This window comes from Pontibacter akesuensis (assembly GCF_001611675.1).
Lineage (GTDB): Bacteria > Bacteroidota > Bacteroidia > Cytophagales > Hymenobacteraceae > Pontibacter > Pontibacter akesuensis.
Window position 1 is genome coordinate 4,074,941 of the sequence record NZ_CP014766.1, and the last position, 20,101, is coordinate 4,095,041.

Below are 20,101 nucleotides of genomic sequence, written 5' to 3' on the forward strand. Positions count from 1 at the left end.
ATACACAAAACCCTATGAGCAGCAACACACCTGCTCATTAAAAAACAGCAACTCCCGCCGGTGGAGCGGGAGTTGCTAAGTTTAGTTGAAAATAAGGTAAGCGTAAGTGAATTTATATGATCGTGCCGTTAAGCGTGGATCCAAATTAAAATTCTTCAAAGCCAAGCGATCCGCTAAGCCTCCTTTTGATAATTGTACTGGCCAGCTACATTGGCCATGTATTTCTGGCCGGAGCCAGTATTCAGCAGCAGGATAGAGTCCGAGGCAGCTATACTTCCAGACTGGAGCATTTTCCGGGTTGCCATCCAGATGGCGGCTCCCTCCGGTGCCACAAAAAGCCCTTCCTGCTTTCCGAGCTCCTGCATTCCTGTTATCATTTCCTCTTCCGTAATGCCAATAGCCGTTCCATAAGATTCCTGCAGCACTTGCAGCATCATTTGCTCCCCGATGGGGCGTGGCACGGCGAGGCCGTTGGCAATGGTTGGCTTGCCGTGGTAGCGGTGGGCGTTTGGCTGGCGGCTGAAGAAAGTTTCCACAAGGGGTTGGCAATTCGCAGCCTGCACGGCGATCATGCGCGGCAGCTTAATATCCTCATCAAGCCAGCCCAGTGCCAGCAGCTCTTTAAAAGCTTTCCAGATACCGATGAGGCCGGTGCCGCCCCCAGCCGGATACAGGATTACATCGGGCAGCGACCATTGCAGTTGCTCGGCTATCTCGTAACCCATGGTCTTCTTGCCTTCCAGCCGGTAGGGTTCCTTCAGCGTAGATACATCGAGCAAATTCCCAGCTGCATTCAGCTCTTTCGCCTTTGCCGCGCAATCGTTGATAAGCCCGTCTACCAGTACCACTTCAGCACCATACCAATAACATTCTTCCTTGAAAGCCTCCGGCGTGTGCCGTGGCATCACCACTACGGCACGCATGCCCGCTTTAGCACAATAGGCAGCCATGGCCACGCCTGCATTGCCAGCGGTGGGGATGATACAGCCTTCCACCCCGAACTGCTTTGCCATGGAGATGGCCATACTTAAGCCGCGGGCTTTAAAGGAGCCCGTAGGATTCTGGCCCTCGTCTTTCAGCAGCAGTTTGTTCAGGTTATACTTATTGGCCAGGTTTTTAAGTGACAGGATAGGTGTAAAGCCCTCGCCAAGACTCACGATGTGCTCGTCGTGCTGCACTGGTAAGAACTCCCGATAGCGCCACATGGTGGCCTCCCGCTGCACCAGTTCATGCTTTGATAAGTTTACCGAAAGGTCATACGCTGCAGCTAACGGCAGGCTACAGCACACCGACAGCGTCTGCGGCTCAAAAGCTGAATAGGTTCTGCCGCAATTGGAGCAGGAAAGATGCTGGATAAGGCTGTTGAGGGCTACTGAAGTGTCCATAGATACTTTAAATCTACGGCAAAGTAGCAGCTATAGTATTACTATACCTAATAGTATTTAGGAATAGGCTATTCCGTTTGGGAATACTGGCGCTTGGTGAACTGAATGAAATTTTTGAACAGGTTATCGTTTTCGGTGCCCTTGCGCTGAATAAAGTAAAAGGTGCGGCGCACATCCAGTTGGTCCACCTGCATTTCCAGCAGTTCGCCCGACTCCAGCTCCTTCAGCACAGCGGGACGGGGTAAAAAGGAGAGGCAAGTGTTATCCGCCCGCACAAAGTTTTTCAGCGCCTCTGTACCGCCCAGCCTGATCTTCACCGGGATGTCGTGGAGGCGGATGCCCTGTTGCAGCAGCGCCTCCTCCAGCACAGCCAGCGTGCCTGACCCATACTCGCGCAAGGCCAGCGGTATCTTGTAGAGGTCCTGCAACTGCAGTTTCTGGTGGCGCAGCGGATTTTTGGAGGAGCACACCGGAACCACTTCATCCTGAATAAATGGCGTGTAGCTCACGTTGCTTACTTTGTTAATGCCTTCGATGATACCCAGGTCAATCTCCCGGTCAACAAGCGCTTTAAGAATGTTCTCGGAATTGCGGTTTTTCAGCGTAATCTGCACATTCGGGTTCTGGGCCAGATAGGCTGACAGTACCGGCGGCAGGATGTAGAGCGATATTGTGGTGCTGGAGCCAAGCACCATGCGCACCTGGGGCAGGAAGTCGGCACTTATGCTTTTGAATTCCTCGTAAAGCGCATGTTGCAGTTCCTTAGCCACCAGTAGCTTCTGGTATAGCAGCTGGCCAGCCGGTGTTAGGCTCACGCTATTGCCATGGCGCTCAAACAGGCCAATTTTGTAATACTCCTCCAGCGCCTTAACGTGCTTGCTAATGGCCGACTGACTGATAAACAGTGTCTGGCTGGCCTTGGTGAAACTTAGCAGGCGGGCAACTTCAAAGAAAATTTCGTGGCGTTGGGAAAGCATGTATGCTGATATGTAAAGCCTGCCGTAGCCTCAGGAGGTAGGGCACTCTTGAGGTTTGTGCAAGTTCAGGTTTAGCGAATCCAGTTGATTCCGTGCTTAAACCTTTACTTTGTTATTTCTGATTTAAGGCTTTGGATAATAAGGTAGTGGTGATCAAAGTGGTCCTGTAAAAAGGTAAGTGTTTGCCCTATGGTCAGGTAGCCGACCCGGGGGTGCTTGAACAGGCCTTTGCCCATTACGTGCCTGGGCATAGCCGTTAGTTCATCCTCCAGTTGAAACCGCACCGTGTCCCATTCCTGGCGCAGCTCCGGCAATTGAGAGGTTGCGGGTACGTTGGCAACCTGCACGGGTGCCCTATACTTCTTGCCCGATTTCAAGGCTACCCGCAGCAGCAGCGCCTTCACTGCCTGCTTCAGCGAGGAGTCCTGTAACTGGTCCTGGTGCTGCAGCTTGTAAAGTATGTTGCCAAGCGTGGCTTTGTCCACAAGCGTGAGGTGGGCCACGTGCTGGTTAATGCTCCATTTCTCTTCGGCTGGAGCGGCATTCAGTTGCGTCTCGTCCAGGCTTTCCAGTTCGTCGAGCAGGCGGTTGCGGGTTTGCTCCAGGCGCAGGTACTTATCTTCCAGTTTTGGGTTCATGTGCGGTTAGGGCTATACTTGCCTGATGGTCATCTATTCAAATTGCGAAACAGCAAAATACACTTTTTACCTTAACGCACAATAATACCGGGCTGGTATTTAGCAGCAACACGATTTGATTTTCCCATATAGCTGCATAAGAAGGGGGGCGCTTCAGGTATTTGACTGATATTTTTTTCGGAACACTTTTGTAGCGAAATTGCAGCATTCTACCCTTTCTTTTCTTTATGAACAACGACCCTATTGGCGTAGCTGCCCTGGCCTATCTAAGCGGCGAGCATGGTGCAGAAATAACGGTTGAGAGCAATCTTACCGAAGACGACGTGATTCCTGTTGCCTACCTATTCCGAAAAGAAACCCAGATGCCCGAACTGGAGCTGCTGGCGCTGGAGGAGTGCCGTGGAAAGGTGCTGGACGTGGGGGCGGGCGTGGGATGCCATGCACTCGTGCTGCAGCAGCGTGGGGTAGACGTGACGGCTATGGACTTCTCTGCAAATGCCGTGGAGGTGATGAAGCGGCAGGGGGTAAGGGAGGTGCTGCACAAAGACGTGTTCGATCTGCAGGGCCCTAAATACGACACCCTGCTGCTGCTCATGAACGGCATCGGCATAGCCGGCAACCTGCTGGGGCTGGAGCGGCTCCTGGAACATGCTAAATCCTTGCTGAACCCGGGTGGGCAGATCCTGCTTGAGTCGGCTGATATCTTGTACATGTTTGAGGATGAGGATGGCTCTGTGCTGCTCGACCTGAACGCCGGCTACTACGGGGAGATCAAGTATAACATGACGTATAAAGACCAGCAAAGCGGCTGGTTCAACTGGCTTTTCATCGATGCCGCTAACCTGGAGGACTACGCCAACCAGTACGGTTTTGAGCTGGAAGTGCTGTATGAAGGAGAAGCGGGTAACTATCTGGCTAAATTAACCTTATCTGACGCGTAGGCTCATAATTGTAGCAATAATCCTGTAGCGCTTTATCCTTAAAACCACTGAACACATGGCAGCACCTTCATACCCATTTGTGCCTTATCACCCCACAACCTACGCTGCCGAGGAAACACTGAGGCGAGCGCAGGAATATTATGCTTTCATGGATGACCGCCGCACTGTCCGCGATTTCTCGGACGCGCCTGTTACCCGTGAGGTGATCGAGCAGCTTATTCTTACCGCCTCCACAGCGCCCTCGGGTGCGCACAAACAACCCTGGACCTTCTGCGCCGTGTCGGATCCTGTGTTGAAGCGGCAGATTCGCGAGGCCGCCGAAAAGGAAGAGCGGGACAGTTACAGCGGCCGCATGAGCCCGGAGTGGCTGGAGGACCTGGCTCCCCTGGGTACTGATTGGCAGAAGCCTTTCCTGGAAACAGCTCCCTGGCTGCTCATCGTCTTCAAAAAAGCATACGACGTGAAGGCCGACGGCACCAAGCGCAACAACTACTACGTGTCTGAATCGGTTGGCATAGCGAGCGGTTTTCTCATTTCTGCCATTCACCATGCCGGGCTGGTTACGCTCACGCATACCCCCAGCCCCATGAACTTTCTGAGCAAACTGCTGAACCGCCCGGCAAATGAGCGTCCCTTTCTTTTGTTGCCGGTGGGCTATCCCGCCGCCGAGGTGCAGGTGCCGGACCTGCAGCGCAAACCGCTCGAAGAGGTGGCGGTGTGGTACTGATTTCCTGCCAAAGGTATCATACTGCACTCAGCGACGTATTTTTAACAGATGTACCAAATGCCTTGCAAAAGGCAATCGTAACACTGTACAAACTTATGAACGAAAAAGTTAAGCTAACCTGGAGTCTGGTTAAGCGCACCTTTAAGGAGTTTGCCGATGACAGGCCCCTGGATTATGCCGCCATCATCGGGTTCTATACTATTTTCTCGATGCCGGCCGTGCTTATTATTACCATCCGGATTGCGGGTATCTTCTTTGGGGAGGAGGCGGTGCGGGGAGAGTTGGCCAGCCAGATCGGAGGCATTGTGGGGCAGAACAGCGCCAAGCAGATTCAAAGCATTGTGGAGAACGCCAGCCAGTCCTCTGCCACCACGGTAGGTACCATCATTGGCGTGGCTACGATGATCTTTACGGCAACCACAGTTTTTGTGGCTTTGCAGGATTCACTGAATGCCATGTGGGAGGTTAAGGCCAAGCCCGAGCGGGGCTGGCTTAAGTTAATTCTGGACCGGGTCATGTCACTGGCAATGGTGATCAGCCTTGGGTTCCTGCTGCTGGTTTCTCTATCGGTGGATGTGGTGATGGGCCTGATCAACAACTACATTGAGCAGCAGTTTTCGGGAATTGCCATTTACCTGATCACGGCAGGCAACATTGTCTTCTCCATTTGTATCAGCATTCTCATTTTTGCCAGTATCTTCAAGGTGCTGCCCGATGCCAAAATTAAGTGGCCCAATGTGTGGGTGGGCGCCACGGTAACGGCTCTCTTGTTTGTGCTCGGTAAATATGTGCTCAACATCTACTTCCAGCACGACCCACTCGCCGACACTTATGGTGCCGCCGGTTCGCTTGTGCTGATCCTTGTTTGGGTGTATTATGCGTCCATCATCTTCCTGCTCGGGGCAGAGTTTACACAGGTGTACTCCCGCGTGCACGACCACGGCATTAAACCGGAGGAGCATGCCGTGAAAGTTAAAACAGTGGAAATAGAAAAAGAGAGTAATACCTAAAAGGCCAGGCCCGCTGCCCTTAGGAGGAGCGGGCCTGGCCTTTTAGTGATATTGTGCTTTTAGTCTCTGACAAATTGCAACTTAGCATTCACGTTTCCGCCTCCTGTTATGATGTTGATGAGGGTGGCATCTACCCCGAATACCTCAGCCAACAGGGCAATATTGTCGGTGCTGATGTTGCTCGTTACGTCCAGATTAGTGGTGGTCAGCTTGTCGATTTCCATCTCTCCCAGCATGTCCAGTGTAAGCTTGGTTTGATCGGCATTAAGTTGCCAGCCTCCCCTGAAGCTTTCCTGCTGCCCTTCATTCAGGTAGGTAGCCAGGTACGTATTGTCGTCCATGAACTTTAGCACCAGCGAATTGAAGGTTTGAGCACGGGCTCCAACGCCGGGAATCAAGGCTATGTTAACGCCATTTATCAAGGCACGGTCGCCCCGCCATTCATCGGCAATCAGTAATTCACGGTTCGTAACTTCTGGTTCAGGCTCCTCTTTATCCTTGTCGCAGGACACGAGTACATTGAAGGAAAGGAGCAGGGTTAGGTATAAAAGTAGTTTTCTGGTGTGCATAATCTTCTTGTTGATATATAAGAAGGTATAGCGCAGAATTTTATAAATAGTTTTGACCTTGGACCAGCAACATCAGGAGGTTCCTGTCCCGCTACAGGATGTTAACCTCGGGGTGCAGCCGAATGCCGAACTTATCTTCCACCGACTGAATAATATCGTAGGCTAGCTGGCGAATATGGGCGCCACTGGCACCACCGTAATTCACAAGTACCAGCGCCTGGTTTTTATGCACGCCGTAGTTTTGTATCACCTTGCCTTTCCAGCCACACTGCTCGATCAGCCAGCCTGCGGGCACTTTGACGGTTGTTTCCGAAATAGGATAGGAGGGAATGGCCGGGTACTCCTGCTGTAGTTGGTCGAACTGCTCGGTGCTGATCTCCGGGTTTTTAAAAAAGCTGCCGGCATTGCCGATTTCTTTCGGGTCGGGAAGTTTGCTTTGGCGGATGTGGCACACAGCGGCGCTCACATCCTGAATGCGCGGTTGCTGTACCTGCATCTCTTGTAGTGTGGTGGTGATGGCGCCGTAGCTGGTGTTAAGTGAGTGCTCGCGGTGCAGGCGGAAGGTTACATGGGAGACGATATACTGTCCCTTCAGCTCGTTTTTAAACACGCTCTCGCGGTAGCCAAATTTGCAGGCAGCGCCATCAAACGTACGCACTTCGCCGGTTACCATGTGCACCGCCTCCAACTCATGAAACACATCCTTTAGCTCCACGCCGTAGGCCCCGATGTTCTGAAGCGGCGCTGCTCCCACGCTGCCTGGGATGAGCGAGAGGTTCTCCACGCCGCCCAGGTTCTGCTGCAGCGCATACTGCACAAACTCATGCCATACTTCGCCACCTCCTGCCTTCAAGTAAACCTGCTGCTCCGTTTCGGCTACTGTTTCGATGCCCTTGATGCCGTTCTGCAGTACCACTCCGTCGAAATCCTGGGTAAGCAGCAGGTTGCTGCCGCCGCCAAGAACAAGTTTCTCGGCCTGCTTTACCTCTGGCATCTGCAGCAGCTCCTGCAACTCCTGCACCGATGCGAAGCGGGCAAAAAGCCTGGCGGTAACCTCCATGCCAAAGGTATTGTGCGACTTAAGCGGGTAGTTTTTTTGCAGTTCCATACACAAGATTTGGTGCAAATATAAGGCTTTGGGCTCCGACTTCCGAGTTGATTCTGAAAGTTCTAACGCTGGCGCAGCCGATGATACGCTTGCTTCACCAACTCCGGAACCCCTGGCGTAGGCATCCGCCTGTGCTGTCGTGCACGAAACTTTCGTGCTGAAGTATATTCAATTTCAACTACCTACCCTGTTCTGTCATCCCGACGATAGGAGAAATCTATCCGGAATTCTAAAAGGATCTCGCACTTTATTCGAGATGACAGTACTCAGCGTGATATGAAGCCTTTTGCCGCCGCAAGGCACAAGCGGACGCTTGCGCCAGAAGTTGTCTGCTGGGTTTTGTTTTGCTTGCGCAACCAGAATCAGCCGCAAAGCATAAATCCCCAACTAGTGGGAATTTATGCTTCATAACTCAGGACTCAGAACTACTAACTCAGAAATCACACTGCGTTAATCCTGAAAGAACTTCACTTTCTTCGACATTAGCAGCATCATGAACAAGCCAAGCAGGGCGGTGCCAAAAAACAAGGCGAAGCGCTCGTAATTCTGGAAGATCAGGTCGCCAATGAAGAAGAGGGTGGAGTAGACCATTACCACGGCTGAAATCCAAGCAACCAGCAGGTGGTATACTTTGGTTCTCGGCTTGGGCAGGCCCAGCGATTTACGCACAGGCGCCCAAGCACCATCCGGTTGTATTTTCTCATAGAAGGCCTGCAGCTTACTTTCAGGCGTCGGACGTGTGGCGTAGGTAGCCACAATCCAAACAATGGTAGTGAAGCCTACAGTCAGGAAGAAGCTATCCGGGAACTCCCATCCAAGTATAAACTTCGCCACGCTATAGCCCACAAAGGGTGCAATGGTAGCCATGATCTCGCTCCAGGCATTGATGCGCCACCAGTACCAGCGAAGGATCAGCACTAGGCCAAGGCCGGCACCTGTCTCCATAATAAAGGCCCACACAGCAGCAATGGAGGTGATTTGTGTAGTGACAGCCAGGGATACGATCATCAACAAAAGCGTGGTCACGCGTGAAGCCGAAACCAGTTCTTTCTGACTGGCGTTGGGTTTGATGAACCGGCCATAGAAATCGTTGATGATGTAGCTGGCGCCCCAGTTAAGCTGGGTGGAAATGGTGCTCATATAAGCGGCGAAGAAGGCAACCAGCAAAAGCCCTTTCAGGCCGGGTGGCAGAAAGTCTTTCATGGCCATCACAAAGCCCAACCGCTCTTCACCCGCACCCAGGTTAGGGTATAAAACCAGGGCCGATAGCGCCACCAGGATCCAGGGCCACGGACGAATGCAGTAGTGGCCGATCTGGAACAGGAGGGTAGCGTACAGCGCGTGCTTCTCGTTTTTGGTGCTCATCATGCGCTGCGCGATGTATCCGCCACCGCCCGGCTCGTTGCCCGGGTACCAGCTGGCCCACCACTGAACAGTGGTGAACGCCAGGAAAGCACCCAGTGAAAGGGTAAGCGTCTGCCCGATTTCGGAGCCGCTGCTCACATTCGGGAAGTAATCCAGGGTGGCGGCCGGTAACTTGTCCTTCAATCCCCCAATGCCGCCGATCTGTTCGGAGTTAACCACCAGCACCGCCAGAATGATGCAGCCCACCATCGCTATCACAAATTGAATTACATCTGTGATGGCTACACCCAGCAAACCGGACATGGAGGAGTAGGCGACCACTACTAACATCGCCAGTCCGACATACACTAGCTGCTCGCTCTTCGGCACTTCAAAAAACACTTCTATAATCGACATCAGCGCCACATTCACCCAGCCGATAATCAGACTGTTCATGAAAATGCCAAGGTAGATGGCCCGGAAACCGCGCAGAAAGGAGGCTGGTTTGCCGGAGTAGCGCATCTCAATAAACTCCAGGTCGGTGATAATGCCGGCGCGGCGCCACAAGCGGGCAAAGAAAAAGGTGGTGAGCAGGCCGCCCAGCAGCATGTTCCACCAGAGCCAGTTGCCCGATATGCCGCTTTGCGCCACCAGTTCGGTTACAGCCAGCGGCGTGTCGGCGGCAAAGGTGGTAGCCACCATAGAGGTGCCCGCCACCCACCAGGTGAGGTTGCGGCCACCTAAAAAGAAGTTAGCCATACTTCCGCTGGCCTTGCCGGTGTAGCTAAGGCCAATTACGAGCGTAAGCAAACCGAAAGCGCCAATAACGATCCAGTCGATCAGGTCGAGATGCATGAAGAAAGTTTAAATGTGTAAATAACGGTGTGCCTGACCGATAGACGGTCTGGCTAAAGCTGCCCAAATTAAGAAAAGCAGCATATAGATAAAAGCTAATGTCGAATTTAAGATTTCTCCAAATATGCACCCTTTTGAAGAGTTGTGATAAGTATAAGCTTTTATGTGAGCGCAGTGCGGCTGTGGCAGCAAAAACAGGCGTAAGGGCGTAGTTTATACTTGCGCAGGCGGCCCAGGTAAATGCACCCGGGAACTTACCGCCTGAAATGCTACCTTTGTAACATAATTAAGGTATTGCTACATGGCGAAGAAGAATCAAACCGAGAATTTTAACATCACCGTTACCACGCTCACGGGCCTGGAGGAAATACTGGCTGAGGAGCTACAGGCGCTGGATATGGAGTTTATAAAAGTTGGAAACCGTGCCGTTACCTGCTCCGGAAACCAGCGGCAGCTATACGAGGCAAACCTGTGGTGCCGCACTGCCATTCGCGTGTTAAAGCCGATTTACCAGTTCAAGGCCCGCGACGAGAAGAACCTGTACGAGCAGGTGCAGAAGATAAACTGGGCCGATATCCTGGATGTAAGTATGACCTTCGCCATCGATGCCGTGGTAAGCCACTCCACCTTTGAGCACTCGCTTTATGTGTCGCAGCTTACGAAAGACGCTATTGTGGATCAGTTCCGCAATAAAACCGGGGAGCGGCCATCGGTAGACCGCATTCGTCCGGATGTTCGCCTGAACCTGCACATGCACGAGAACCTTGTCACGCTTTCGCTCGATTCGTCGGGCGACTCGCTGCACCGCCGTGGCTACCGCCTGCAAACAAACGTGGCCCCGCTAAACGAGGTATTGGCTGCCGGTATCATTGGCCTTTCTGGTTGGGATAAAAAATCGCCTTTCGTAGACCCAATGTGCGGATCCGGCACATTGCTGATTGAAGCAGCCATGATGGCGCAGAACATTGCCCCGGGGCTGTACCGCCGCGACCCCTACGGCTTCGAGAAGTGGAAAGATTACAACGAAGACCTGCTGAAGATGGTCTGGACAACGGCAGAGGCCAAGGCGAAAGATGCGCCGCAGGCACAGATACTTGGTTATGATTTGGATGCCGATTACATTGATGCGGCACTGGGCAACATTGAGAATGCTGGTTTGGAGCACGTGATACAGGTGAAGCAGGCTGACTTCTTCGAAACTACAGCACCATCAGCAGAAGGGGTGGTGGTGATGAACCCGCCTTATAACGAACGCATCCAATCCGACGACATCAACGAGCTTTACAAGAACATTGGCGATACGCTGAAGAAAAACTACCAGGGCTACGATGCCTTTGTGCTGACGGGCAACCTGGACGCTGCCAAAAATGTAGGTCTGCGCACCTCGCGCCGCATTCCGCTCTACAATGGCTCCATAGAGTGCCGCCTGCTCAAGTATGAGTTGTACCGCGGGAGCCGCAAAGGAGGGGAGAGCAAGGCGGAGACAGAAGGGGAAGTATAAAGCGAACCAGCCCCGGCTATACTTGCCGGGGCTGGTTTTCTTTTCTATGGAGTTGGTTGCTTTCTTCCTCCTGAAATTCAGTTTTGCTGGTGCATCGGGTTTTGGTTTGCGGCTGCTTCAAAAGTCCAATACTAAAGCTTCCTCATTGCCTGTTCCTCTATCTGAATCGTGATCGGGCAACGGAATCAAGTGCTTTGCTTTGATAAAATTCCATGCAAATCTCTACTACTCTTTTACCTTCCATTCCTTCGGCCACACGTCCTATTCTATCTATGGAATCACGTGTTATCTTGCCTTGCTCAACTTGAATTAGGTTTTTGATGACATCCCCTTCAGTATATAGATAATCAGGATAGCGGCAGCTCACATCTTCTGATGTCTTATAATCGTTTCCTGCTTTCAGGCATTCGCAAAAACTAATCGTCTTGAAGTCATTGACGAATGCATCTTTTAAATTCTGTGTGTACCTTCTTTCATTCCCAACGACATATTTTGCTCTGCAACCAATCAGCGCTGACAATAGCAGTAGGAGCAGAAGGCGGTTGTGAAGTTTCATTTTTGGTTCAAAGGCTAGGCTAAACGACGGGCGAGACCATAAACTGAAGTCTGACGTTTAGGCATTGTTGTAGGTTTGTCTTTTTTGCTCCCTGCTTTAATAATGTTTATGATTCATCCCACTTAAAGAATTTTATTGATTCGTTTTTCTTCATTTTTTTCAATGCGTGTTCAATGTTATCAGTCCAACTATAACCAGAAAGAGAACTTTGCATGAAAAGTAACTTGTTTGAGAATATCTTTTCTAAATGATTTTTCATAGCCTCAAGTTGTTCAGTAGGCTTTTCCCCGTAAAAACTCATATGAGTATGACAGTCAGAATTACCATCCGCAGCTTGTAGACCTAAAGTAACTTCAGAATTGTAGGTTGCAATCCATACCGAAAACTCTCCTTTAGCATTTTTCAAGGTACAATCAAATGACCCATCTGCTTGGTAAGAAATACTCTCAAGGAAAATCGGGTGTACCTTACTTATGTAAGCTCTAACAATATTTGAAAAGGCATCTTGTTCCATATTATTCAATGCAGAGATGGCTTATAACGGTTTGTACATAAGGTGAGCAAGGCGTAGCCGATGCATAACTTATGTGCTGGGTTAGCAGTTGGTTTTTTTCTAAAAATGATTTTTACCAATTGGGATTGTTTATCTCTCGCACCTTTTCCCCAAAATAATACATACTATAGAAAGTTATAAGCAAGTATAGTAGCGTCAGTGTTGTGCATAAAGAGCTATTAGCAATTGAGTCCTTTTCGAATTCGTCCATTATTTTTCTAAATCTATCATTTCGAATGAAATAGAAGTAATTGGCTCCCATTACTAAACTGCCAATTATCACATAATTAATAGGGGACTCAAAATGAATTGAAGGTAGGATTGTCGCTTTTACAATTGAATAGAGAGTGCCAATATTTATACATATCAAAAATGATAAGATAAACATAGCTGACCACTCCTGTGTGTCTCTGGTTTTGACCCAAAAAACAAAAACAAGAATTTTATAGAATAAGAATCTATTTAATAACCCATGTGATTTTAAAGCTATTTATCCATATTTGAAATACCTGCTAACTACCTGCTAAACGACAACATACGCTTATCTGCACTATGTGCGTAACTGGTTCGCTGTTTATCAATGCTGTATTTCGCCTGATAAGGTAGTATAAAAGTGTAGCATTTCATATTTATTCAGAGTTGCGTTACCACCAGCTATATCCGCAAAACAGCAGCGGGGGCACCTTGTAAAAAGTGCCCCCGCTACTGTTGGAAGTATAACCTTGAAATTAAATCCTTCTGATCTGTGCGCCGATTGCGTTTAAGCGGCCATCGATGTTCTGGTAGCCACGGTCTATCTGCTCTACGTTATCGATCACGCTTTTGCCTTCAGCGGAGAGGGCGGCGATTAGCAGCGCCACACCAGCGCGAATGTCAGGGGAGGTCATGCGAATGCCACGCAACGGAATCTGCTTGTTCATGCCGATTACGGTAGCGCGGTGCGGGTCGCAAAGTATAATCTGGGCACCCATGTCGATGAGTTTGTCCACAAAGAACAGGCGGCTCTCAAACATTTTCTGGTGAATCAGCACCGTGCCTTTTGCCTGGGTAGCTGTTACGAGCGCCACGCTCAGCAAGTCAGGGGTGAGGCCGGGCCAGGTGTGGTCGGAGATGTTCAGGATGCTGCCGTCGATGTAGGTGTCCACTTCGTAGCGGTCCTGCTCCGGGATAAAGATGTCATCGCCCCGGAATTCCATTTTGATGCCCAGGCGCTGGAACGTGTCCGGGATCAAGCCCAGTTCTGGGATCTGGCAGTTCTTGATGGTAATTTCGGAACCCGTCATGCCGGCCATACCGATAAACGAGCCGATCTCAATCATGTCGGGCAGCATGCGGTGTTCGGTGCCATGCAGCTGCTCAACGCCTTCTACCACAATCAGGTTAGAACCAATGCCGCTGATTTTAGCGCCCATGCGGTTCAGCATGCGGCACAGCTGCTGCACGTACGGCTCGCAGGCGGCGTTATAAATGGTGGTAATACCTTCGGCCAGTACGCCAGCCATCACGATGTTAGCCGTGCCGGTTACGGATGCTTCGTCCAGCAGCATGTAAGCGCCTTTCAGGCGGTCGGCGGTGGCGCTGTAGAAAACATCTGGTGTATCGTAATTAAAGCGTGCGCCCAGTTTTTCCAGACCGATAAAATGGGTATCGAGGCGGCGGCGGCCAATCTTGTCGCCACCCGGCTTCGGCATTTTTGCCTGCCCAAAGCGCGCCAACAGCGGCCCTACAATCATCACGGACCCACGGATAGCGCGGCCCTGCTCCACAAACTGCTCTGTTTCGAGGTAGTCCAGGTTCACATCGTCTGCGGTGAAGGTATAGGTGTCGGCGGCGTTTTGCACCACTTTCACACCCATGTCACGCAGTAATTCAATTAGTTTATTTACATCCCGAATGTCCGGAACATTGGAGATGGTAACAGGTTCAGCGGTCAGTAAAACGGCGCACAGAATCTGGAGCGCCTCGTTCTTGGCACCCTGTGGGTAAATGTTGCCTTTAAGTTTATTGCCGCCTATTACTTCAAAAGAAGCCATGTATTATTTATTTCTAGGATTGGAGGAACGGTTTGTCTTTTTGTTGTTGCGCGGGTTGTTGTTATTATTCTGGTTTTGCGGGCGCTGCTGGTAGTTGTTGCTGCTGTTGTCCTGCTGCTTGATGTTTGACTCAAACAGGTTGTTGCTCTCGATGTAAGCCAGGTCCATGTCCAGCTTTCCTTTCGAAATCTCACGAATATCGCCCAGAATCACATCATCCGTAATATTCTCGCGGTTGTACGATTTGTACAAGGTCTTCATCAGCTTGCCGATGGAGATTATGGCTGCCTCACGCTCTTTCTCGTCTTCTGTCTCCAGGGCTCGCTGCACCAGTAGCTCCACGTTTTTGCCGTAGTGCTTATACTTGGGCGTATCAATGGGGTACTCCATCTTCTGCGGCTTGTCGTTCAGGTACTCCATTGCGCTGAGCGGGTAAGGGGCATCCACATCCAACGTAGAGCCAGACATCACATAGAGGTGGTTCCACAGTTTCTGCTGGTAGTCCTGCGTGTCGCGCAATTGCGGGTTCAGCTTGGCCATCAGGTTTATGAGCAACTGCGACTGGCGCGTGCGCTCACTGCGATCTTCCAGCTTGGTGATATAGTTTACCAGATCCTGCACATTGCGGCCGTATTCACGCAGCAGAAGGTCTTGTTTAAATGAGGTACTAGCTTCCATACTTTCAATTACGAATTAAGAATTACGAATTACGAGTTAAAAATCGCGAATTAAAAATTATACTTCTAAATGAGTAAGTGAAGTATAAAATCATGTGTTACGGTTACTTCTTAAACTTGTAACCATTTTTAATTCGTAATTCTTAATTCGTAATTAATTAGCTGTGGATTTTAAGCTTTGCAAAGCTTAGGAGCAGCGTTTTCTCGCCTACCTCATCAAAGTTAATAATGGCTTTGGTGCTGTTGCCCTGCGTGTCCATTTTGGCGACTACGCCGAATCCGAATTTCGGGTGCTCTACCTTCATGCCGGCGGCCAGGTTGGCGGTGTCGCTTGGCTTGAAATCGGCAGGGGCGGTGTAGTTGCTTGCTACCTGCTTGCGCGGCGCGGGCGCCACTAAATTGCTTTTGCGCTGCAGTACGCGGTCGAACACGTTACCGGCTGAATTGCTGTCGCCATACTTGAAGTTGATGAACTTTGGGTCGATCTCCTCGATAAAGCGGCTTTTCTCGCAGGAGCGCAAATTGCCCCACTGGTAGCGGCTGGTGGCGTAAGTTAAGTACAGTTTTTTTTCAGCGCGGGTGATGGCCACGTAAAACAGGCGGCGCTCTTCTTCCAGGTCGGCGCGCGAGTTCAGCATCATCTGACTCGGGAACAGGTTTTCCTCCATGCCCACAATGAAAACGTTCGGAAACTCCAGGCCCTTAGCAGAGTGAATCGTCATAAGCGTCACAAATTCGCCATCGTCATCAGCCTTGGTATCGGCATCGGTGATCAGGGCAATGTCCTGCAGGAACGCATCCAGGCTCTTGTCCTCCTTTTCCGGATCATCGACATATTCCTTTATACCATTCAGCAATTCCTGGATATTCTCATAACGGGCCAGGCCTTCCACGGTTTTATCCTGGTACAGATCGTCCACAATGCCGGAGTGCTTGGCTATGTGCTTGGCCACCTCAAACGCATCGCTGTTCTGGGCAATGCGGGCAAAATCGCGGATCATCACCGAGAAGCTCTCGATGGCGGTACCGGCCCGATTGCCCAGGAATTCGGTGGCATTCTGCACTACTTCCCACACACTGTGGTTGATGTCGCTGGCCGTAACGAACAGCTTCTGCACGGTGGTGTCACCAATACCGCGCTTCGGGTAGTTGATTACACGGCGGAACGCCTGCTCGTCGTTCGGGTTCACCGTCAGGCGCAGGTAGGCGATCAGGTCCTTGATTTCCTTACGCTGGTAAAACGACAGACCACCGATGATTTTATACTTGATGTTCATGCGGCGGAGTGCTTCCTCCATCGCACGCGACTGGGCGTTGGTGCGGTAAAGTATGGCGAAGTCGTCGTAGGAGAGGTGATTGCTCATCTTATCCTCGAAAATAGTCGTCGCCACCAGTTTGCCTTCCTCGTTGTCGGAGTTGGCCTTTATCACCTCAATCAGCGTGCCTTCCTCATTGTCGGTAAACACGTCCTTGCGCAGCTGCGCCTGGTTGTGCTTGATCACTGAGTTGGCGGCGTGCACGATATTCTTGGTAGAGCGGTAGTTCTGCTCCAGCTTAAACACCTGCAGGTCCGGATAGTCGCGCTCAAAGTTGAGGATGTTCTGGATATCGGCGCCACGGAACGCGTAGATCGACTGGGCATCATCACCCACCACCACAATGTTCTGGTTTTTGGCTGCCAGTTTGCGCGTGATCAGGTACTGCGAGTAGTTTGTATCCTGGTACTCATCCACCATCACATAATGGAACATGTTCTGGTACTTGTTCAGCGCATCCGGGTGCTCCTTAAACAGCACGTTGGTGTTAAAGAGCAGGTCGTCGAAGTCCATAGAACCCGCCTTGAACAGGCGGTTCTGGTACAGCTCGTAGATCTTGCCGATTTTCGGACGCATCGCGGCCTCATCGTCGGCCTGAATGGTGGCATCATTGAGGTACTGACGCACCGAGATCAGCTTGTTCTTGGCAGACGAGATTCGGCCCAGAACCACGTTTGGCTTGTACAACTTGTCGTCGAGGTTCAGCTCCTTCACAATGTTGCGGATGAGCGTTTTGGAGTCGTCCGTATCGTAAATCGTGAAGCTCTTCGGATAGCCGAGCTTGTCGGCCTCGGCACGCAGGATGCGCGAGAACACCGAGTGGAACGTGCCCATCCAGATATTCTTTGCGTTGTTGCCGATCACTTTCTCAATACGGTGGCGCATTTCCTTTGCCGCCTTATTTGTAAAAGTAAGTGCCAGAATATTAAAAGGGTCTACTCCGCTGTCAATCAGCTGAGCGATCCGGTAGGTGAGTACCCGTGTTTTGCCTGAGCCGGCACCGGCAATAATCATGGCTGCCCCTTCTTTGTGCAGGACCGCCTGGCGTTGCGACTCGTTCAATAAACTTAAATGATCCATTTCTTCTCTTCCGCGTGCGTCTTTAAACCTGTGCAATTTACGAAATACAATTCCTTTTTCAGAACGCCGCCCCTTGTTTCCTTGGCCGCTCAGGTAGAAATAGCTTTGAGGCAGGTTTTGGTGGAGTGGCTGCTATTAGGAACACCTTTTGCCTCCAAAGCGTTTAGCACGTGGGCCATATAAAACAAATACTTTAACTTTGCGGTAAATTGCCGCTTTGGTAGCATTTTTGATTGATAAAAGTATAGGGGAAGTCCCTTGACGCCCAGCCTTTTTAAATAACTACAGACCCATGCAGGATACGTTACAGAGTCGTTTTACCGCTAACAGCAGAACAGTGCTCGTGCTGTTGCTTAGTCTGATGGTCCACGTGGGCATGGCACAGGCCACTAAACCCAAAACCACGCAGAAGCAACCGGCGAAAACCACTACAACGGTTAAGAAAACGGACGCTACCGCCAAGAAGCCTGCCACTACCACTGCGTCTGCTACAAAGGCTGCCGTTGTTTCAGCCAAGCCTGCGCCTGTGTCTGCGGCTGCTCCCAAGCTAAAGCGCATCTGGCGCACGCCGGCCATGGATGAGGCCATGCACCTGTATACTTCGCTTCGCTTTAAAGAGGCAGCCGGTAAATTTAGGGAGGCCGCTGCTCAACGCGACGCAGACGCCTACTATTTCCTCGGCCGCATGCACCAGTACCGCGAGCTCAAGTATGATTCGGTAAAGATTGACACGGTGAAGCAGGTGCTGCATGCCGAGAAGTATTTTTCGGCTAACCGCGACTCTGCCCGCCACTACTACCAGATGGCGCTCGACAGCGGCAGTGTGATGGGGCACCTCGGTATGGCCGAGCAAATGACGATTCGTTCCAAAGACGACAAGCAGGAGTTTACGCAGCACATGCGCACGGCAGCCATCACAATCCGGGAGAAAGCGGTGGAGGGCGATGCCTTCAGCAACCGCATTCTGGGCAGTATGTACTACACCGGTTACGGGGAGTTGAAAGATTTTGGCCTGGCTTACAACTACCTGCGCCGCGCCGCTGAAAGTAAAGATGTAGCAGCCTATGCTTCGCTGGCCAACCTGTACCTGAACGGGGAGGGCGTTGGCAAGGACTATGGAAAGGCTGTTTACTGGCTTAAGAAAGGCGTAGCTGCCCGTGAGCGCGAGGCCATGTACACCTTAGCTTTGCTGTATGATGAGGGCACCCTTGGGGAGGTGAAGATTGACAGTGCCCGTGCCCTGTACCGCGGCGCCATCTCCAAAGGCAGCGTGAATGCTTACGAGCAACTGTTGTACATCAACCAAACACCTGACCAGAAGGTGGTGATAGCGGCCATCAACCGGGACCCGGACATGCTGAAGCGCGCCATAGCCCTTGGCGGAAATGTAAATACGCAGGCGGTGCCTGAGGAGTATGATGCCAACCTGCAGAAGCGCACGCCCCTGATGCACACGGTCTATATCCCGATGCTGCTGGAGGACTACGGCGTTACGTTCATACCGGAAATTCGACTGCAAACGGCAAGTATACTGCTGCGCAAAGGAGCTGATGTGAACGCGCAGGATGCAAACGGAAAGACCGCCTTGCATTATGTGGTGAGCAGCTCACGCATTAAAACAGAACTGTACGAGCAGGAGCAGGTGCAATTGCTGGACACCCTGATCAGGCATGGCGCTAACCCCAATATCAAAGATACGCAAGGAAATACGGCCCTGGCACAGGCACTGCAAGCCACCATCGGGCAGCACATTGGTATTCTGGAGCTGCAAAAGCTGCTCGATTCCGGCGCCGATCCAAGTATCCGCAACAACGAGGGCAAAACTCCGCTGATGCTGGCCTGTGAGATCAACTCGAACTACGAAATTATACTTGCCCTGCTGCAGGCGGGCGCTGATGTTACCCTCCGTGACAATGCAGGAAAAGCGGCCATAGACTACACGAAACACCAAAACGTGCAGAACATCCTGCTGGCCGCCGGATCCCCTAAGAAGCAGTAGCGGCAGCGCGTATAAAATATAGAAAGGCACGACTCCCGATAAGAAGCCGTGCCTTTCCTTTTAAGCTAGGCACTTTGGCAGGGGCCATGTAAACTATTTTCTTTCTACCTTTGTCTTGCTTTTAGTTCCGGGAAAGGGTGCTGCAGCATTGCATTCCTTAGCCTGTTTTACATTTCCTTTTTTCGATCATGATAGTTCTTCAGAATACAGTAATCAGCGACGATGTGCGCGACCAATTCTTTGTTTGCAACCTCGAGAAGTGCAAAGGCGCCTGTTGTGTGGAAGGCGACCTAGGCGCGCCGCTGGAGGAGGAGGAACTGAAGATTCTGGAGGAGAACTACGCCCACATTAAACCCTACATGACCGGCGCCGGACAGCAGGCCGTGGAAGACCAGGGGCTTTACATTAAAGACTGGGAGGGGGATTACTCCACGCCCACCATCGGCAACCGGGAGTGTGCGTATGCTATTTACGATGCCGACAAAACGTTGAAATGCGCCATAGAGCAGGCCTACTATGACGGCAAAATCGACTGGAAAAAACCGATCTCGTGCCACCTTTACCCTATCCGCATCACCAAGTATGATGGCTTCGAAGCGCTGAACTACGACCGCTGGGGCATCTGCAGCGCCGCCTGCAACTTTGGGCAGGACCTGGGTGTGCGCGTTTACCAGTTCCTGAAGGAGCCGCTCATTCGCAAGTATGGCGAGGGCTGGTACGCGGAACTGGAGCAGCTGATGGAAAACGGCAAGAGCGGCAAGTAGTTTTTAAAACTGAAACCTAACCAGTAGCAAGCGCATTTCGTTTACGTGTTTCAGGGTACGCCACAGCT

The 20,101-nt window shown here is 51.2% G+C and carries 17 protein-coding genes; 6 read left to right on the forward strand and 11 right to left on the reverse strand.

Annotated features, from left to right (window positions below; translation table 11 throughout):
- Window positions 1-173: 173 nt before the first annotated feature.
- From A0W33_RS17235 to A0W33_RS17245, 3 genes are all read right to left on the reverse strand, one after another.
- On the reverse strand, window positions 174-1,385 hold the full coding sequence (locus A0W33_RS17235) for a threonine synthase (RefSeq protein WP_068839331.1): 1,212 nt from the start codon (window positions 1,383-1,385) through the stop codon (window positions 174-176).
- 68 nt (window positions 1,386-1,453) lie between these two features.
- On the reverse strand, window positions 1,454-2,362 hold the full coding sequence (locus tag A0W33_RS17240; protein WP_068839332.1) for a LysR family transcriptional regulator: 909 nt from the start codon (window positions 2,360-2,362) through the stop codon (window positions 1,454-1,456).
- A gap of 104 nt (window positions 2,363-2,466) precedes the next feature.
- A complete protein-coding gene (locus A0W33_RS17245) occupies window positions 2,467-3,000 on the reverse strand; it encodes a DinB family protein (protein WP_068839333.1) in 534 nt (177 codons plus the stop codon).
- Between the two features lie 227 nt (window positions 3,001-3,227).
- Between A0W33_RS17245 and A0W33_RS17250 the strand changes: the two genes are divergently transcribed.
- The 3 genes from A0W33_RS17250 (at window position 3,228) to A0W33_RS17260 (ending at window position 5,678) form a co-directional block, all read left to right on the forward strand.
- Entirely contained in the window at window positions 3,228-3,941 is a 714-nt protein-coding gene (locus A0W33_RS17250; protein WP_068839334.1) for a class I SAM-dependent methyltransferase, read from the forward strand.
- 55 nt (window positions 3,942-3,996) lie between these two features.
- A complete protein-coding gene (locus A0W33_RS17255) occupies window positions 3,997-4,668 on the forward strand; it encodes a nitroreductase family protein (protein ID WP_068839335.1) in 672 nt (223 codons plus the stop codon).
- Window positions 4,669-4,763: 95 nt separating this feature from the next.
- Window positions 4,764-5,678, forward strand: a complete 915-nt coding sequence (locus A0W33_RS17260) for a YihY/virulence factor BrkB family protein (protein WP_068840212.1) — start codon at window positions 4,764-4,766, stop codon at window positions 5,676-5,678.
- Window positions 5,679-5,737: 59 nt separating this feature from the next.
- Here the strand turns inward: A0W33_RS17260 and A0W33_RS17265 are convergent, their stop codons facing one another.
- The 3 genes from A0W33_RS17265 to A0W33_RS17275 all read right to left on the reverse strand — a co-directional run bounded on the left by A0W33_RS17265 (window position 5,738) and on the right by A0W33_RS17275 (window position 9,554).
- Entirely contained in the window at window positions 5,738-6,247 is a 510-nt protein-coding gene (locus A0W33_RS17265) for a hypothetical protein (RefSeq protein ID WP_068839336.1), read from the reverse strand.
- Window positions 6,248-6,338: 91 nt separating this feature from the next.
- Window positions 6,339-7,355: a UDP-N-acetylmuramate dehydrogenase gene (murB, locus tag A0W33_RS17270; protein ID WP_068839337.1), complete on the reverse strand. Its 1,017-nt coding sequence runs from the start codon at window positions 7,353-7,355 to the stop codon at window positions 6,339-6,341.
- Window positions 7,356-7,805: 450 nt separating this feature from the next.
- On the reverse strand, window positions 7,806-9,554 hold the full coding sequence (locus tag A0W33_RS17275) for a sodium:solute symporter family protein (protein ID WP_068839338.1): 1,749 nt from the start codon (window positions 9,552-9,554) through the stop codon (window positions 7,806-7,808).
- Between the two features lie 301 nt (window positions 9,555-9,855).
- On the opposite strand from A0W33_RS17275, the gene A0W33_RS17280 reads away from it, so the two are divergent.
- Window positions 9,856-11,055, forward strand: coding sequence for a THUMP domain-containing class I SAM-dependent RNA methyltransferase (locus A0W33_RS17280; RefSeq protein ID WP_068839339.1), 1,200 nt, complete (start codon window positions 9,856-9,858; stop codon window positions 11,053-11,055).
- A 157-nt stretch (window positions 11,056-11,212) separates the two neighbouring features.
- Here A0W33_RS17280 and A0W33_RS17285 read toward each other — a convergent pair whose 3' ends face one another.
- The 5 genes from A0W33_RS17285 to A0W33_RS17310 all read right to left on the reverse strand — a co-directional run bounded on the left by A0W33_RS17285 (window position 11,213) and on the right by A0W33_RS17310 (window position 17,270).
- A complete protein-coding gene (locus A0W33_RS17285; RefSeq protein ID WP_068839340.1) occupies window positions 11,213-11,611 on the reverse strand; it encodes a hypothetical protein in 399 nt (132 codons plus the stop codon).
- A gap of 106 nt (window positions 11,612-11,717) precedes the next feature.
- Complete coding sequence (locus A0W33_RS17290; RefSeq protein ID WP_068839341.1) at window positions 11,718-12,125, reverse strand: hypothetical protein; 408 nt, start codon at window positions 12,123-12,125, stop codon at window positions 11,718-11,720.
- Window positions 12,126-12,892: 767 nt separating this feature from the next.
- Window positions 12,893-14,197: a UDP-N-acetylglucosamine 1-carboxyvinyltransferase gene (gene murA, locus A0W33_RS17300; protein WP_068839343.1), complete on the reverse strand. Its 1,305-nt coding sequence runs from the start codon at window positions 14,195-14,197 to the stop codon at window positions 12,893-12,895.
- A 3-nt stretch (window positions 14,198-14,200) separates the two neighbouring features.
- Window positions 14,201-14,875 carry a DUF4290 domain-containing protein gene (locus A0W33_RS17305; RefSeq protein WP_068839344.1) on the reverse strand — a complete coding sequence of 225 codons (675 nt, stop codon included), beginning with the start codon at window positions 14,873-14,875 and terminating at the stop codon, window positions 14,201-14,203.
- A 157-nt stretch (window positions 14,876-15,032) separates the two neighbouring features.
- The gene (locus tag A0W33_RS17310) at window positions 15,033-17,270 is read right to left on the reverse strand and encodes an ATP-dependent helicase (protein WP_068839345.1); all 2,238 of its coding nucleotides are present in this window, start codon (window positions 17,268-17,270) and stop codon (window positions 15,033-15,035) included.
- 292 nt (window positions 17,271-17,562) lie between these two features.
- Here A0W33_RS17310 and A0W33_RS17315 point away from each other — a divergent pair, with 292 nt between their 5' ends.
- Both A0W33_RS17315 and A0W33_RS17320 read left to right on the forward strand, forming a co-directional pair.
- Entirely contained in the window at window positions 17,563-19,269 is a 1,707-nt protein-coding gene (locus tag A0W33_RS17315; protein ID WP_068839346.1) for an ankyrin repeat domain-containing protein, read from the forward strand.
- Window positions 19,270-19,457: 188 nt separating this feature from the next.
- A complete protein-coding gene (locus A0W33_RS17320) occupies window positions 19,458-20,033 on the forward strand; it encodes a DUF3109 family protein (protein WP_068839347.1) in 576 nt (191 codons plus the stop codon).
- Window positions 20,034-20,101: the final 68 nt, after the last annotated feature.